The 15,086-nt window shown below is 61.3% G+C and carries 16 protein-coding genes; 8 read left to right on the forward strand and 8 right to left on the reverse strand.

Annotated features, from left to right (window positions below):
• Window positions 1-4 precede the first annotated feature (4 nt).
• Window positions 5-703, forward strand: coding sequence for a lysophospholipid acyltransferase family protein (locus PW792_06175; GenBank protein ID MDE1161519.1), 699 nt, complete (start codon window positions 5-7; stop codon window positions 701-703).
• Between the two features lie 12 nt (window positions 704-715).
• On the opposite strand, the gene PW792_06180 is transcribed toward PW792_06175, so the two are convergent.
• From PW792_06180 to smpB, 5 genes are all read right to left on the reverse strand, one after another.
• Window positions 716-1,402: an SPOR domain-containing protein gene (locus PW792_06180; GenBank protein ID MDE1161520.1), complete on the reverse strand. Its 687-nt coding sequence runs from the start codon at window positions 1,400-1,402 to the stop codon at window positions 716-718.
• 12 nt (window positions 1,403-1,414) lie between these two features.
• Window positions 1,415-2,107 (reverse strand): hypothetical protein, encoded by a 693-nt coding sequence (locus tag PW792_06185; protein ID MDE1161521.1) that lies wholly within the window; start codon window positions 2,105-2,107, stop codon window positions 1,415-1,417.
• Between the two features lie 78 nt (window positions 2,108-2,185).
• Entirely contained in the window at window positions 2,186-2,575 is a 390-nt protein-coding gene (locus tag PW792_06190) for a hypothetical protein (GenBank protein MDE1161522.1), read from the reverse strand.
• Between the two features lie 6 nt (window positions 2,576-2,581).
• Entirely contained in the window at window positions 2,582-4,150 is a 1,569-nt protein-coding gene (locus PW792_06195; GenBank protein ID MDE1161523.1) for a tetratricopeptide repeat protein, read from the reverse strand.
• 176 nt (window positions 4,151-4,326) lie between these two features.
• On the reverse strand, window positions 4,327-4,869 hold the full coding sequence (smpB, locus tag PW792_06200; protein ID MDE1161524.1) for an SsrA-binding protein SmpB: 543 nt from the start codon (window positions 4,867-4,869) through the stop codon (window positions 4,327-4,329).
• A 359-nt stretch (window positions 4,870-5,228) separates the two neighbouring features.
• Between smpB and PW792_06205 the strand changes: the two genes are divergently transcribed.
• From PW792_06205 to PW792_06220, 4 genes are all read left to right on the forward strand, one after another.
• Window positions 5,229-7,691: a cohesin domain-containing protein gene (locus PW792_06205; protein ID MDE1161525.1), complete on the forward strand. Its 2,463-nt coding sequence runs from the start codon at window positions 5,229-5,231 to the stop codon at window positions 7,689-7,691.
• 34 nt (window positions 7,692-7,725) lie between these two features.
• Window positions 7,726-8,226: a type II secretion system protein gene (locus PW792_06210; GenBank protein MDE1161526.1), complete on the forward strand. Its 501-nt coding sequence runs from the start codon at window positions 7,726-7,728 to the stop codon at window positions 8,224-8,226.
• Entirely contained in the window at window positions 8,220-8,636 is a 417-nt protein-coding gene (locus PW792_06215) for a prepilin-type N-terminal cleavage/methylation domain-containing protein (GenBank protein MDE1161527.1), read from the forward strand. Before PW792_06210 ends, PW792_06215 begins: the two co-directional genes overlap by 7 nt.
• Window positions 8,637-8,720: 84 nt before the next feature.
• Window positions 8,721-10,130, forward strand: coding sequence for a YncE family protein (locus tag PW792_06220; protein MDE1161528.1), 1,410 nt, complete (start codon window positions 8,721-8,723; stop codon window positions 10,128-10,130).
• A 69-nt stretch (window positions 10,131-10,199) separates the two neighbouring features.
• Here the strand turns inward: PW792_06220 and PW792_06225 are convergent, their stop codons facing one another.
• Both PW792_06225 and PW792_06230 read right to left on the reverse strand, forming a co-directional pair.
• Complete coding sequence (locus tag PW792_06225) at window positions 10,200-11,192, reverse strand: anti-sigma factor (GenBank protein MDE1161529.1); 993 nt, start codon at window positions 11,190-11,192, stop codon at window positions 10,200-10,202.
• A complete protein-coding gene (locus PW792_06230) occupies window positions 11,189-11,758 on the reverse strand; it encodes a sigma-70 family RNA polymerase sigma factor (GenBank protein MDE1161530.1) in 570 nt (189 codons plus the stop codon). The genes PW792_06225 and PW792_06230 overlap by 4 nt, the downstream gene beginning before the upstream one ends.
• A gap of 213 nt (window positions 11,759-11,971) precedes the next feature.
• Between PW792_06230 and PW792_06235 the strand changes: the two genes are divergently transcribed.
• Both PW792_06235 and PW792_06240 read left to right on the forward strand, forming a co-directional pair.
• On the forward strand, window positions 11,972-12,739 hold the full coding sequence (locus tag PW792_06235; protein MDE1161531.1) for a TlyA family RNA methyltransferase: 768 nt from the start codon (window positions 11,972-11,974) through the stop codon (window positions 12,737-12,739).
• A 45-nt stretch (window positions 12,740-12,784) separates the two neighbouring features.
• Window positions 12,785-13,645, forward strand: coding sequence for an NAD(+)/NADH kinase (locus tag PW792_06240; protein ID MDE1161532.1), 861 nt, complete (start codon window positions 12,785-12,787; stop codon window positions 13,643-13,645).
• A gap of 66 nt (window positions 13,646-13,711) precedes the next feature.
• Here the strand turns inward: PW792_06240 and PW792_06245 are convergent, their stop codons facing one another.
• Window positions 13,712-14,566: an SDR family oxidoreductase gene (locus PW792_06245; protein ID MDE1161533.1), complete on the reverse strand. Its 855-nt coding sequence runs from the start codon at window positions 14,564-14,566 to the stop codon at window positions 13,712-13,714.
• A gap of 100 nt (window positions 14,567-14,666) precedes the next feature.
• Between PW792_06245 and PW792_06250 the strand changes: the two genes are divergently transcribed.
• A complete protein-coding gene (locus PW792_06250) occupies window positions 14,667-15,074 on the forward strand; it encodes a helix-turn-helix domain-containing protein (protein MDE1161534.1) in 408 nt (135 codons plus the stop codon).
• The last annotated feature ends 12 nt before the right edge of the window (window positions 15,075-15,086 follow it).

Raw genomic sequence — 15,086 nt, forward strand, 5'->3', positions numbered from 1 at the left:
GGTTATGTTTCGCACGTTGCTTATGGTCATGGTCTTCGTCGCGCTGGGTGTTCCCGCGGCGATCGTTGGAATTCCTTACTCGCTGCTCGTCGGCAATACGCATGTCATGTATCGCTGGGGCACGTCGATCATCCGGCTTGGCATGAAGGCTGCCGGCATTCGTGTGCGTATTCTCGGCGCAGAGAACGTCCCGCAGGGACGCGGAGTGATCTACCTCTCCAACCATGTCTCGAATCTGGACCCACCCGTCAACATCGCCAATGTGCCCGGAGAGACCGCCTTCTTTCTCAAGAAGTCGCTGATGAATATTCCTCTGCTCGGCACAGCGATGAAGATGGGGAAGTTCATCCCTGTGGCTCGTGCGAAGTCCGTGGAAGAGGCGCGCCGCAGCACGGAACTAGCTGCAGAAGCACTGCGCTGCGGTCATCACATTACGATCTACCCCGAAGGCACGCGTTCCCGCGACGGCCAGTTACTGCCGTTCAAAAAAGGCGCCTTCTATCTCGCGGAATCAACCGGCGCGCCACTGGTGCCAATCATCATGCGCGGCACGCACGCTCTTTGGCCTAAAGGGCAGACATGGCTGAAGTCCGGTGAGGTGATCATGGAGTTTTTGCCCGCAATCGATCCCACGGCTTATGAAAGTCGTGAAGCTCTGATGCAAGAGGTACGTGAGCGGATGGAAGCGGCGTTGAAGCTCTAAGTGAGGTCTTGGCTACTTGACGATGGCGTTGTAGCCATCGCCCAGGAGACGTTGGCGCATCGCGTCAGCGTCTTTCTTGTTCGCAAAGGGACCTACCTGGATATGCAGCAGGCTGTCCTGCGGAACGTTGCGCGCAGAGACCGAGTAGCCTTTGCTATGCAGCGCGCCGACAAGCAGGTCAGCATCTTCGCGATGCGAGACCGCCGCGACCTGCACCACATACGCTCCGCTTGCCGAGGTTGCAGGCATCGGAGCGGCTGGCTGTGCAGCAGGTGTGGAGACGCGTACAGGAGTCGGACGAGGCGCCGCGACGGGAGTCGACACCGGGGCGGCGGTCGCATCGCTGTTGTCTCTTGCTGTCACCGAAGGGCTTGCTGTCGGAGCCGGCGTCACCTGCGCGGGAGCCGCGCTCGGGGCAGGCGGGACGGAATTGCTGCCCGTGGGCGATCCTGCAGAAGGTTTGTTGAAGTGATTGAACTGCGCGTCATTGGACCCGCTGCCGTCGCCCGTCGTTGCTGTCGGGACGACGGTGGCCTTCTTGCCAAGGTTGTACCCAAAGGCAAAGAAGAGGCCACAGACCAGGATCAAGCCAAAAAAGATGGCAAGAATCGTGCCGGTGGAGAGCGTGTATTCACGCTCGTCCCGGCCCGGGATCAGGTCGTCATCGTCATCGAGCAGGTGGTGGCGGCGGGTTTCCATGGCGGTCGTTGACTAGAAGCGGACGTAGAAGCCTGCAGTCGGCTCGTAGGTCGTCGTGTGCTTGTTGATCGTCAGATAGTTCAGCAGGAAATCGGGGGCCTTGAAGAAGGCTTGACGCCATGCAGCGCGAACGCCAAAGTGGCTGTCGCCGAACTCTTTCTGAACGCCAAGGTTGTAGTAGTAGGTCGCGCGCCACTGGGTCGGTGCGCTCTGTCCACCGCCACGGGTCGGGCGGAAGCGAGTGGAACCAGCGCCTACGCTGACGAACGGCTGCAGACCGAAAAACTGGTGCGGCGGCGTAATCACATAGCCAAAGCTGGCTTCGTCCACGCCGGTCTGAATCTGTCCCGGTGCAACGCTCGCGCCTGTCTGGTCGGTCAGGGTTTCCGTATAACGCGCGTAGGTGTAGTTGAACTCGATACCAACGTACGGCTTCTTGGTATAGCGGAAGTTCGCCAACAGACCAACCGTATTACCGGCCTTTTCCGTGAGCGTCGTGCCTGCGGTCGAGGCTCCGGACGGAGTCACGACGCCGGTCACAGACGAATTGAACTGACCGATGCCATAGAGGCCGAAGTCCAGATGCGAAAGCCGCTCATAAAGCTTGCTCTGGGGAGCGCTCTGGTCCTGAGCGTGCGCGGAGGCGGTGACGGCTGTGCCTGCAACAAGGCCGGCGGCAAGTAGGAGACGGGCAGTGCGGTTCAACGGATCGTAGCTCCAGCGCGGGATGCGCGCAGTCTTTAGTCTACCGTGTTTGGTGCGTGGAACGCTCGCGAAAGCGCCTTATCGGTGGCCTTTGTTGCGGCGGGCGAGGAAGGCCACCCGGGCAAACCATGTCGTGGAGCCGGCGATCACAGCCGCGCAAGGCAGGGCCACCGCTGCTTTGGCGACGGAAAGACAGGCTGCGAACCACAAAATGGCGGCTATCCCCTGCAAAACTGCGTGCGGTCGTCGAAAGCTGGCCAGCATCAGCAGGAACGCTGCCACGAGCAGTACCAGGCTACGCGCGGCGTGAGGGCTGTGGGCCACCGAGGCCAGCGCGACCAGAGTAGCGGTCAGCCCCGCCGCCCCGGGCAGCAACGAGCCGGGACGGTTGGCTTCCCAGGCCATCAGCAAGGCTCCTGCGGTCAGCAGCAGCAGCGTGAGGGAGGGTGAAAAGGGCAGGGCAAGCACGTCGCGTTACTGGTGCTGCTGCAGGCTCATGCGCAGGGCGATGGCTTGCGGGTTATGCGGATCGAGCGTGGTGGCGTGGTTGACGTCTTCCACCGCAGCGGGCACGTTCTTGTCCGCCAGGTCGAGTCGCGCCAGCACGAGGTACGCTGCCACGTTCGGCTTCAGTCGCAGCGAGTTCTGGGCTTCGGTGCGAGCCTCAGCCTTCTGGCCGCTCTTCTCTCGAACCTCTGCGAGTCCCGCGTGCGCGTCGGCGTTCGAAGAATCAGCCTCAATCGCAGAGTTGAACTGCTCTTCGGCCTGCGGCAGCAGGCCTTGCGTCATATAGTCGTGTCCGATGTTGTTGTACTCGGCCGCGCGTTTTGCTGGTGGCAGCATCGCCAAACGGGCATCGCGGATCTGGTCGAGCTGGAAGGCGGCCTGCCGGAAGCTGGCTTCGGAGTACGTGCGGCGAATGCGTTCGGCCGGGGCGAAGGTCGTGTCGTTCGGGTTGAGCTTGCTGCCGGGCGCGGCTGCCGCGAGACGGGAGCGCAGCGTCGCGATATCGCCATCAGTCGGCTTCAACTTGAGCGCCGCATTCGCTTCCTTGAACGCTTCGGTGGTTTCGCCGCGACGATAGAGCGAAACGGCGAGGTTGTAGTGGAAGTCCGAGTCGTTGGGGTCAGACTTCGAGGCCTTCAGAAAGTACTCGATGCCGTCCTTGCCCTGACGGGCCAGCGCGACGCCGTGGTTGTTCAGCACTTCGGGCAGCGGAAGGCGCGAGCCCACAAAGTCGAAGGCGGCTGCGGCAGCGGCGTAGTTGTTGGCGTTGAAGCGGGAGAGCCCAAGGTAGAAGCCGGCTTCGAGCGCCAGCGGACTGTCCTGCGGCACCTTCGCCAGCGTCGCCGACGCAGCGGGATAGTCCTTGGCCGCATACTGCTCCTTGCCGAGCGCGAGCAGGGCAGAGCTGTAGTCGGGAACGATCTTTACCGCTTCGGTCAGGCGCGTAAGTCGCTCGGTGGGGTTCGCCGTGTTGGTACCGCGAATGTAGTCCTCAAACGCTGAGAGCGGAACCGCGCCTGCCGTGGCCAGAAAGGTCTGCTCGGCGATGTTCAGCTTCGGGTCGATGCTGCGTGCGACCTTCCAGGCGATGGCGTTCTCCGCGTCGTACAGGCGATTGAGTTCGGCAGCATCTTCCACCGGAGCGGAGAGCTTGAACTCGCTGACCGCGAGCACCTGAGACTGGATGCGAATGTGGCCGTTCACGACGTTGAAGCTGCCGATCACAACGTAGTTGCAGTCAAGCTGCTGCGCGATCCGGATGGTTGTAGCGCGCGAGGGGCGAAAGTCTGTCGGCAGGCCGAGGTGGTCGAGCGCGAAGCGCCGGTCGTCCTGCGAGATCGTAAGGAAGCCGACCGAGTTCAGGCGCCGGTCCAGCGTATCGGGGAAGCTGTCACCGATCCAGTTGAGCGACGGATTGCCGGAGCGGTTCTCGAAGGGAAGAACGAGGACGACTCGACCGCTGGGCATAGTTTGCGCGGCGGCGGGAACAACAAAGCTGGCGGAGGCCAGAGCGGCGAGAAAAAGTCGACGAACCATCCCGGCTAGTGTAGCTCCCGAGGGTGTGCACCCTCACGCCTTCCCCTGTTGACTGGCTGATTGCCTGTCCGCAAGCCCTTGATTTTGGAAGAATCGACGGAGAGTTCCGGGTGCGGCTTCAGGGGCCGGGCTGGCTTGCGGAGCAAGAGAATGACTGAAGAGCCGCGAAAGAGGTGTTAGCCGCGCTGGCCACGGGCCATGGCGGCTCGGGCTTCCTTGTCGGCTTCGCGCTTGCGCTCGGTTTCGCGTTTGTCCCAGTCCTGCTTGCCCTTGGCCAGCGCGACTTCGCACTTCACGCGACCGTTCCTGAAGTAGAAGCGGACGGGGACCAGCGTGTAGCCCTTGCCCTGCAGTGCGGCTTTCAGCTTTTCGATCTCACGCTTGTGCAGCAGCAGCTTCCGGGTACGGGTTTCTTCGTGGTTATAGATATTGCCGTGCGAGAAGTGGCCGATGTGGGCGTTGAGCAGAAAGGCTTCGCCATCTTTCACTAGGCCGTAAGCGTCCTTCAGGTTCGCCTTGCCTTCACGGATGCTCTTGACCTCCGTGCCACGCAGGGCGACGCCCGCCTCGAAGCGGTCTTCGAGGAAGTAATTAAAGCTTGCCGAGCGGTTAAAGGCTGCGTCCCGCTGGCCGGCCGCGACGGGGTCGCGATCCTTGGCCTTGGTCACAGGCTTTGCGCTTTGGAGGGGCTTTACCGGGATGGAGGCTTGGCGTGGCATACAGCAAGGGCTCTTTGGATGCTAGCAGAAGACGAGCGGCTGCAAGGATTTGCAAAAGAACACCAAACCTCCTGCCGAGTGGTGCGTCCAACAGGCACAACCCCCGACTGCGAGAGGATGCTCAGGAAGCCTCCGTGGACTGTTTGGGTCAGTTACTTCCTTCGGAGCAGTCAGTGGAGCGGATGGTACTATCGACAGAGCCCGGCACCCCGTTTGTAGCCACACGGCAACCCTCAAATCCCCGCAAGATCTCTGGCGGTGGAGAAGGTTGTTATGGCGCGAACGGCCCCAGCGTCCAGGGCCATCTTGAGCGGACGGAATGCATGCAGCAGCAGCAACCGGGGAACGGTCGTCGACCCATGAACAAGTTGAAAATGCGCTACGCAGCAGCAGGATTCGGGCTGGCGTTGGCGATGATAGCGGCTGCGCCCTCAGCGCACGCGCAGTCGGCCTCGAAGTGGAACAAGCGTGGCCAGGCGGCCGAAGCTCGTGACAACTATGACGAGGCGTTTGAAGATTTCCGTCAGGCGCACCTGAAAAAGCCCGGCGATCTTCGCTACAAGGCCCGCTTCGAGCGTCTTCGTTTCGAAGCCGCCAACCAGCATCTTGACCGCGGTCGCGTCCTGCGGCAGTCGGGCGACAACGCTGCCGCGATGGTCGAATTCCAGCGCGCGCTGCAGATTGACCCGAGCAATGAAGCCGCCGCCCAGGAACTGAATATGGTGGCGAAGCCTGCGATTCCGACAGGTGGAGCAGGCGTAGCGCCCTCTGCGAACGGAGCGCCTTTGACCGCCTCCGGCGCCGTGCTGGGCACGCCCGGAGCTGCGCTCGAGCCACTGGATAATGAGCAGATCCCTCACCAGGTTCAGGTGCAGCGCGACATCGCGTCCATGTCGTCGCCGATCGCTCTGAAGGCCGTGTCCGATGATCCGATTACGCTCCACATGGTGGAAGACACCAAGATCATCTACCAGGCCATCGGCAAAGCCGCTGGCCTGAACGTTATCTTTGACCCCGACTACACCTCCAAGCGCATTCCCGTGGACTTGACCGGGGTGTCGCTCGCGGACGCGTTGCGCATCGTGGGTACGCTCGCCGGTACGTTCTGGAAGCCGGTCACCTCGAACACCATCTTCGTGGCGCAGAACAACCGCACCAAGCGCACGGACCTCGACGACCTCGCTGTACAGACGTTTTATCTGACGAACGTATCGCAGCAGAACGACGCGAACGAAGTGCTGGTGGCCCTGCGTAACCTGCTCGATCCGTCGATCAAGATCTACCTTGTGGCAAGCCAGAATGCGATCGTGATGCGCGCTTCTCCCGACCAGCTTGTGCTGGCGGAAAAGCTGATCAACGATCTTGATCGCGCCCGCGCTGAAGTTGTGATCGACGTGGCCGTGCTGGAAGTCAGTCGCCAGAAGGAACGAAACCTCGGCATCACGCTGCCGACAAGCATCGGTCTGACACCGCAGTACTCGAACGCCAACGTTTCGACCTCCACCTCCACCACCACAACGACGTCGACGACCGCAGGCTTCACCCTGAACACGCTGGCCAACCTGAATGCGACGAACTTTGCCGTCACCTTGAGCGGAGGCACGGTCAACGCGCTGCTCTCGGATGCGGACACCCGCATTCTGCAGAATCCGCGTATTCGCGCCACCGATGGACAGCGTTCGACGCTGAAGATCGGCTCGAAGATTCCGGTTGCGACAGGCAGTTACAGTTCGACGCTCTCCACCACAACCTCGCTGGGCGTACAGACGCAGTTCACCTACCTCGACGTCGGTGTCAATATCGACATCACGCCGACGGTTCACTATGACCGCGAGATTTCCCTGAAGCTCAAGGTGGAAATCAGCTCGCAGAACGGTTCGTCCACCATCTCGGGTGTGACGGAACCGATCATTGCGCAGCGCGTGTCTGAGCAGGTGATTCAGTTGAAGGACGGTGAGCCCTCTCTGCTTGCCGGACTCTTCCAGCAGCAGGACACGAACTCGATCTCGGGTACGCCCGGTCTGGGTGAGCTCCCCATCCTCAAGTACTTCTTCTCCTCGAACGACAAGGTTCGCCAGGAAGACGAAATTGTCTTCCTGCTGATTCCGCACATCGTTCGTGAGTCGGTCCTGACGTACGAGAACACCCGCCCGATCTATACGGGAACGGCGAACTCGGTGGAACTGATCCGCCGCGATCCTTCGGAAGTGCTGGCTGCGATGGCTGCAGCTCAGAACGCACGCTCGGCGGCTCAGGCCGCTGCGTCGAACACCTCTTCGGCGAACGCCGCGTCCGCCATGATGGGGCAGCTGGCTGCACAGGCTCATCCGTTGAGCCCCGGCGCAGTCGCTCCTTCGGCTGCAGCGACTGCCGCCGCTCAGATCGCCGCTACTCCTGGAGCAATCGCTCCTCCGGTATCCCTGACGGTTGTTCCGGCTGTCGCGAACCAGACGGTTGGCTCGACCTTCCAGGTAGCGCTGCTGGCTGCGAACGCGAAGGATCTGTACAGCGTTCCGGTACAGCTTCAGTTTGATCCGAAAGTCTTGCAGCTGGTCAACGTCGACCTCGGCGACCTGCTGGGACGCGACGGACAGGCTGCGGCCCTGGTGCATCGTGATGAAGGCAACGGCGCTGTAACGATCTCGGCGTCACGTCCTCCGGGCGTGCGCGGTGTGGACGGTCAGGGCTCGATTGCCACGATGACCTTCCGCGCTATCGGCAAGGGCGACGCCACGATCAGCCTGGTGCGGATCGGTGCAAAGAACTCGGCTGGAGCCAACGTCCCGACGGTAGGCACGCAGGGTCTGGTACACGTTCGCTAAGGCAGGCAAGGCTAGAGCAGGCAAAAGGATGAGGATGAGTCATCATCACAATGCGAAGGCGCGGACCGCGAAGCTGGCGGGACGCGTCGGCTCGTCCGAAGCAGGTGTGACTCTGCTGGAGCTGATTATTGTTGTTGCGATGATCAGCATTCTGGCCGGGGCAGCACTGCCGCTGGTCAAGCTGCAGATCAAGCGCTCCAAGGAGCGCGAACTGCGGCGCGACCTCTGGACGATGCGCGCCGCCATTGACGCCTACAAGGATGCAGCCGACAAAGGTGGCATCCAGACCAAGGCAGATTCGAACAACTACCCACCTGACCTGGAGACGCTGGTCAACGGCGTCGATATTCAGGACCACAAGGTGCGGTTTCTCCGCGAAATTCCGATCGACCCGATGACGAAGTCGACGGACTGGGGAATGCGCTCAAACCAGGATGATGCCGATTCATCAAGCTGGGGCGGGCAGAACGTCTTCGACGTGTACACGAAGTCCGATGGCACAGGGCTGGACGGGACGAAGTACAGCACATGGTAAAAGCAACGCCAATTCGCAAGCAGGGCAGTGAAGCGGGCTTTACGCTCATGGAACTGATGATCGTCATGACGATCATCGGGTTGCTGGCGGCGATCGCCGTACCCGCGTACCTGAACAACGTGCGCCGCGCCAAGGAAGCTGTTTTGCGGGAAGATCTGCACACCATGCGGCAGGCGATCGACAGCTACACCGTGGACAAAGAAAAAGCTCCACAGTCGCTGGACGACCTCGTGCAGGGTGGCTATCTGAAGTCCATGCCCATCGATCCGATCACAAACCGCACAGATACATGGATTACCAGCCAGTCGGACACGCTGACGAGCATCTCGGAGACGCAGGGTGGCATCGACGATGTGCACTCCGGCTCGCAGGGATTGGCCTCCGACGGCACGAGTTATAACACCTGGTAACAGAATCGACAGCGGTTGCATTTACAATGAAACGGATGACGGTCCAACTATTCCGGCCGTCCCTTTGGAGCAGGTTTGTCTCAGGTGTTTGAAACTTCCACCCATGGCGCGACTCGTTCGCGCGCGAAGATCTCTTCAGCGGCATGTGGCTCGATGCTGGCAGCTTTGCTGCTGGCCGGTTGCGGCAATAACTATCGCCCTGTCGTGACAGGTACCAGCCCCGTTGGCCCGGCGTCCCAGCCCGTAAAGTACGCTGTGGCTGTGTCTGACCCTGGTTCCTCGCAGTCGGGGCTTGTGACCTTTGTGGACTTCTCCGGCGATACGGTGATCACCCAGCCTGCGGTACAGACTGCGCCGAACTACATCGTGCTGAACGGCAGCGCAGAAACGACCGCATCGTATGGCTACACGATCAACGCTGCGGGCACGCTTTCGGAGTTTGGTGTTTCCAGCCCGAACACCCTGCTGACGAGCCAAATTCTTACCTCAACGCTGCCGACGACGGCGACGCCCACCAACATTGCCTCGATTTCGCTGCTGAACTCGACCGGAACGGTGTTTGTTCCGGAGGTCGGCGCGAATCTGCTGGCTTCGCTGACCACCACGGGACAGCTCGTTCAGGAGATCGCCACGCCTGCTCGCCCGCAGTATATCGTCGGCATGAACAGCACGCCGCGCATCTACGTTCTGAACGCAAACAACACCGCGAGCTCGATCGAAGCAAACGCAACGACCGGCCTGACCTTGACGTCGAACATCACCGTCGGCACGAACCCGGTGTACGGCATCATGACGAGCGACCTGCGTCGCGCGTTCGTGGTGAACAAGGGCTCGCAGACGGTCAGCGTGATCAATGTCGTGAACAACGCGTTGGACAGCACCACGCCGACGATCACCATTCCGACCGTGACCGATAGCGGCGGCAATAACATCTCCACGAACCCCGTCTGGGCGGACATCAACCCGTTGACCAATGAACTGGTTGTGCTCTCTGCCGGTGACGGAACGCACGGTGGCATGGTTTCGGTCTTCAACATCCCGCTCTGCTCGGCTGCGGCGCAGGCGTCGAACCCGACTTGTAACGCGGATAATCCTGTTGACGGAACGAACTTCGGTACGCTGGTGTCGACGGTTCCCGTTGGCGTGAATCCGACTCAGCTTCAGGTACTGCGTGATTCGACGACACCGCGTGCTTACGTGGCGAATTCGGGCAACGGTTCGACCAATGGCTCGGTGAGCGTGGTGAACCTGAATACCGGCGTGGTTTCGGCCACGATCCCTACGGTCGCAGACTCCACCACCCTGTCGACGCCTTCGATCTTCGGTGTACATCCCTCGACGCTGGCGGTAACCACCGGCTCACCGACGGGCAAGGTATACGTGACCTCGACGGACAGCCGCTACCTTACGATCATCGAGACCGATGACGATACGGTGTTCACGCACGCACCTATCTACGGCACTGGCGTTCGCGTCGTCGTGACAGCACCCTAACAAAGCTTCTCAGCAAAACAAGAAGGCCGCCTGCAAAGGCGGCCTTCTTGTTGTGCGTGTGACGCGGAATTACATGCCTGCGAGGATGATCGGCGGAGTTGGCGTCTTGGAGCCACCTTGTTCCTCGACCGTTACGCCGAAGCCCTTCGCCGCAATGCCTTTCGGAATCTCTGGCATAACGACAGTGGCAATGCCACGGGAGTCTGGCCGGAACGTGCCTGCTGGAACCGGATTCTGCCCATCAGCGGGAAGCAGCCACAACTGGTACGTCTTGTTGGGGTCGATGGGCTGTAGATGGCTTGCGATGAAGACCAGAGAACCCTTGCCTGCGATGTAAGCCGCGTGGCCCTCGGGCTTCGGTGGCTCCGGTTGGCCATTCACCAGCATGTGGAGCGAAACCTGCATCGCGCCAGCGTCCGTCAGCGTATCCAGCGTCGTCTGCGCCTCGGTGAGCGAGCTTTCGACGCTTTGCGTCTTGACTTGCTGCGCCGCAAGATCGCCCAGTGCTGACTGGCGTTCACGGAACTGCAAGCCTGCGACGACCGCCATACCTGCCGCAATCGCCCAGCCTGTCCAGCCGAGAATCGAAACAACGGGGTTGCGGCCATGGCGAGTCTCTTCCACTTCCTCGGGCTCGCTTTCAAAGATGCGGCGGCCGCGAGAAGCGAGGAATAGCTCTCCGGTATCAGTGGCAGGGCGTTCCTGGGGAAGAGGAATGGGCTGCGCCACAGGAACAGACGCCGAAGAGTGTTCGTAAGCTGGCAGAGACGCAACCGCCGCGCGCGCTGGCTCGGCAGGGCGTGGGACAGCTACGGGCAGAGCAATCTTCTTTTCCTTGGCCACGCGACGCATCAGCCGTTCACGCGCAGCCGCAGGCGGAGTATGCAACTCGCTTTGCGCCAGCGCGTAGCCTACGAGATCACCCTGAAAGCGTGCCACCTCCTGGCGGCACTGCTCGCAACGCTCGAGGTGCTGAATCGCGTTTTCGAGCTCTTCACCTTCCAGAAGCTGCAAGGCGAAAAGGGCAAGATCATCCTGAGATAAATGAGTCATCGTGTTCATGCCGCAAACGCCTTTCTCAGCACGATCAAGGCGCTGCGGATGCGGGTCTTGACGGTTCCCAGCGGGTCGCCGGTCATCTCCGCGATTTCGGTGTGGGTCAGACCATCGAAGAACGCCATCTCAAGGGTTTTGCGCTGTTCTATTGGCAGTTGAGCGATCACAACGCGAGCGCGTTCCGTCATCAGTGAGCGTTCGCTCTCTTCGGCAAGATTGCCGGGGCTTGCGAGCACGACGTCCTCCACCTGTTCGGTGGGCCGTTTGCGCCGCAGAGTATCAATGGAGCGGTTGCGCGCGACCACAGCCAACCAGCCCACGAGACTACCGCGGGCGGAGGTGAAGCTGTCGGGTGTGCGCCATACCTGCATGAAAATCTCCTGCAACACGTCTTCCGCCGCAGAGGCGTCGCGAAGGACGCGTAACGAAACGGAGTAGACGATGCGCGAGTAGCGATCGTAGAGAGCCGTCATTGCAGCCTCATCACCTCGCTGCACGCGCGCCAGAAGCTGGGCGTCGTCGTTAGGCGAAGGATCTGCCGCCGGGTTTGTCGTTTCAAACTCTCTGTTCATAGAACGAGTTACCGCGTACTTTGGATTGCTCTGTAGAGGGCTTTGAGGCTGCTTCGTGATTGGTTCTGCGTCGTTGTATCTCGTTTGTTAGATGCACGCAGAGCCACGGAGGAAAGCGGTTGTAGATGTGAGCCCCAGTGTACTCGACCGTCCCGTATCCTGAGAGGGATACTTTCGGGCGGCGCATGGCGTGCCCATTTGGGGATGTGTAGGATGCCTGCTCCGCAAGCAAAACTTCGATTAGACAAACTACTGGTAGAACGCCAGCTTTTTTCGAGCCGCGAACGCGCCCAGGCGATGATTCTTGCCGGTCGTGTCATGGTCAACGAGCAGAAGGTGGATAAGCCAGGGGCTCCCGTGGCTGACGACGCCGTCGTTCGTTTGCTGGGAGACGACATGCGCTACGTCTCGCGTGGCGGACTGAAGCTCGAAGGCGCGTTGAAATCCTTTGGCATTTCGGTGGAAGGCCGTCCGTGCGCGGACATCGGAGCGTCTACCGGCGGCTTTACGGACTGCATGTTGCAGCACGGAGCCCCCACCGTGGTCGCCGTGGACACCGGCTACGGCCAGATTGCACACAAGCTTCGTGTGGATACGCGCGTCACGCTGCATGAGAAGACGAACGCCCGTCTGCTGCCCGCAGGTGCGTTGGTCACCGAGCCACGTGTGCAGTTCTTCGCCATGGACGTCAGCTTTATCTCAGGAACACTGGTAATTCCTGCCGTGGTGCGGGCGCTGGCTCCGGCAGGGGAGCGTTGGCAGGGCGAGGCGGTGCTGCTGGTGAAACCGCAGTTCGAAGCAGGCCGCGAGCATGTAGGCAAGGGCGGCATCGTGCGTGATCCGGCAGCGCACCAACTGGCGATTGAGCGCATCCGCGAGTGCGTGCTGGAGCTTGGCGGCGAGGCTGTCGCGTTGATTGATTCGCCGATTCTAGGCACCGAAGGCAACAAAGAGTTCCTGCTCCACGCACGCTTCGCATGATGTTGATCGTCTATGGCGCAAGACACGTTTACACTAGGGAAACCCATGCCACGCGCCGCCATCATTTCCAAGCCGCAGAAGCCTGAGCTCGAAGAGCTATTGCCGGAGTTGACGGCATGGCTGGCCGCGCACGGCTTCGAGTGTACGCTCGATCTGCAGACGGCCGAGTACCTCGGCAAGCCCGAGCTAGGAGTGGGCCGTGAGCAGATCGCGAGCAAGCGGCACCAGATCGTCATCACCCTTGGTGGAGACGGCACGCTGCTCTCCGCAGCCCGCGCGTTTGCGCATACGGGCACGCCGATTCTGGGCATCAATCTAGGCTCGCTGGGCTTTCTCACCGAGGTCCCTGTCTCCGAGATGTACATAACGCTGGAGGCCTGGCTGAACGGGACGGCGGTGCTCGACTCCCGCTGGCTCATGCAGACGGAACTGATTCGCGACGGCGAGGTCTTCCGCAGGTTTGAAGCGCTGAACGATGTGGTGCTCGCCAAGGGAGCCATCGCGCGTATGGGGGAGTTTGCGATTGAGCTCGACTCGCAGGCTGTGGCTCGCTTCAAGGCAGATGGTGTGATCATCGCGACGCCGACAGGCTCCACCGCGTACACGCTTGCGGCAAACGGTCCGATCCTGATGCCGACGGTCGATGCGATGGTGATGACGGCCATCTGTCCGCACCTGCTGACCATTCGCCCAATCGTCGTGCCGGGGCACTCGAAGATTTCAGTCACCGTGGACGTTGTGCCGCACGAGACCTATCTGACCGTCGACGGACAGGAGGCGGTGGAGCTTCTTCTAGGAGACCGCATCGACTGTTGCCGCTCGGAGAGCTCGATTCGTCTGCTCAGACTGCATGAGAACGGCTTGTTCAACGTGCTGCGTTCGAAGCTCAGCTGGGGAGAACGGTAGTTTTCCTGGCATAGAAAGAAGTAGGGCCCGCGATTGCTCGCGGGCCCTTGTCGTTTGTGGCCGCAGTTAGCTCTTCAGCGTCGCGGCGACGGTCTCCTGCCACGGCGTGGTGGGGCGGCCGATAAGCTGGCTGAGGTCGCGCGAGGTGGTGTCGAGCATACCCTTGCCTGCTGCGGCATCGGCGTCAGCGAGGATGTGCGCGAGAGGCGCGGGCAGGCCAAAGCCGGTGAGCGCTGCCTCGTAGTCGGCCTCGGAGAGGCGAGCGTAAACAACGGGCTTGCCTGAGACCTTGGCGGCTTCGGCGGCGAACTCCGTGTAGTTGTAGCTGGTGTCTCCCGCAAGTTCGTAGGCCTTGCCGTTGTGGCCTTCCGTGCTCAGGACGACGGCTGCGGCCTCGGCGTAGTCAGCGCGCGTAGCGGTGGCAAAGCGGCCATCGCCTGCGACTCCGATAACGGCTCCATGCGCGACCGAGGCAGGCAGACTTGCCGTATGGTTCTCGGTGTACCAGCCGTTGCGGAGCAGAGCGAAATCTACACCAGCCGAACGGAGGTACTCTTCGGTAGCTTTGTGCTCTTCGGCGAGCAGTGCTGGCGTAGTGTCCGCGTTCAGAATGCTGGTGTAGGCGATGAAGGTGACGCCTGCAGCCTTGGCGGCGTCAATCGTGGCCTTGTGCTGCGCAAAGCGCTGGCCGACTTCACTGGAAGAGACGAGCAGAAGCTTGCTGACGCCGGACAGTGCAGACGCAAGGGGCTCCGGCTGGTTGTAGTCGCCTGTGCGGACGGTGACGCCCTTGGCCGCGAGGTCTGCGGCCTTGGTCGGGGTGCGGACAATAGCGACAATCTCGCTGGCAGGAATGCGTGTGAGAAGAGCTTCGACGGCGAGGCGGCCGAGGTGGCCTGTGGCTCCGGTGACTGCGATCATAGTGCGACTCCTTTTGCTTGCCGAAGGTTTCGGCTACGAGAACCAGCGTAGCGCAGTAGCTTACTTTGCGTAAGTACGTACTTTTAAGTAAGCTCCTGATATGAAGACTGGACTGGTAAGCAGGGTGAGAGGGCGGCGCGGGAACCTGCTCGCATCGGAGTGTCCTTCGCGGACGGTGCTGGACCATGTTACGTCGCGTTGGGGCGTGCTGGTGCTGGTGCAGTTGCTGGAAGGCGAGCGCCGCTTCAGCGCACTGGCCAGGGAGATCGGCGGTGTAAGCGAGAAGATGCTTGCGCAGACGCTGCAGCAACTGGAGGCTGACGGTTTTGTCGCGCGCGAGGTCGTACCGTCCGTGCCGCCGAAGGTGTCGTACAGCCTGACGCCGCTGGGCAGCAGCATTGCGGAGCATGTAAGGGAACTGGCCCTCTGGATTGAGGCGAATCTGCCGCAGGTGATGCGTCAGAGAGCACGCTACGCGGAGCGCAAGGCCGCGCTTGTCGGGGCTTAGCCTGCGAGGCCG

This window comes from Acidobacteriaceae bacterium (assembly GCA_028283655.1).
GTDB lineage: Bacteria > Acidobacteriota > Terriglobia > Terriglobales > Acidobacteriaceae > Granulicella.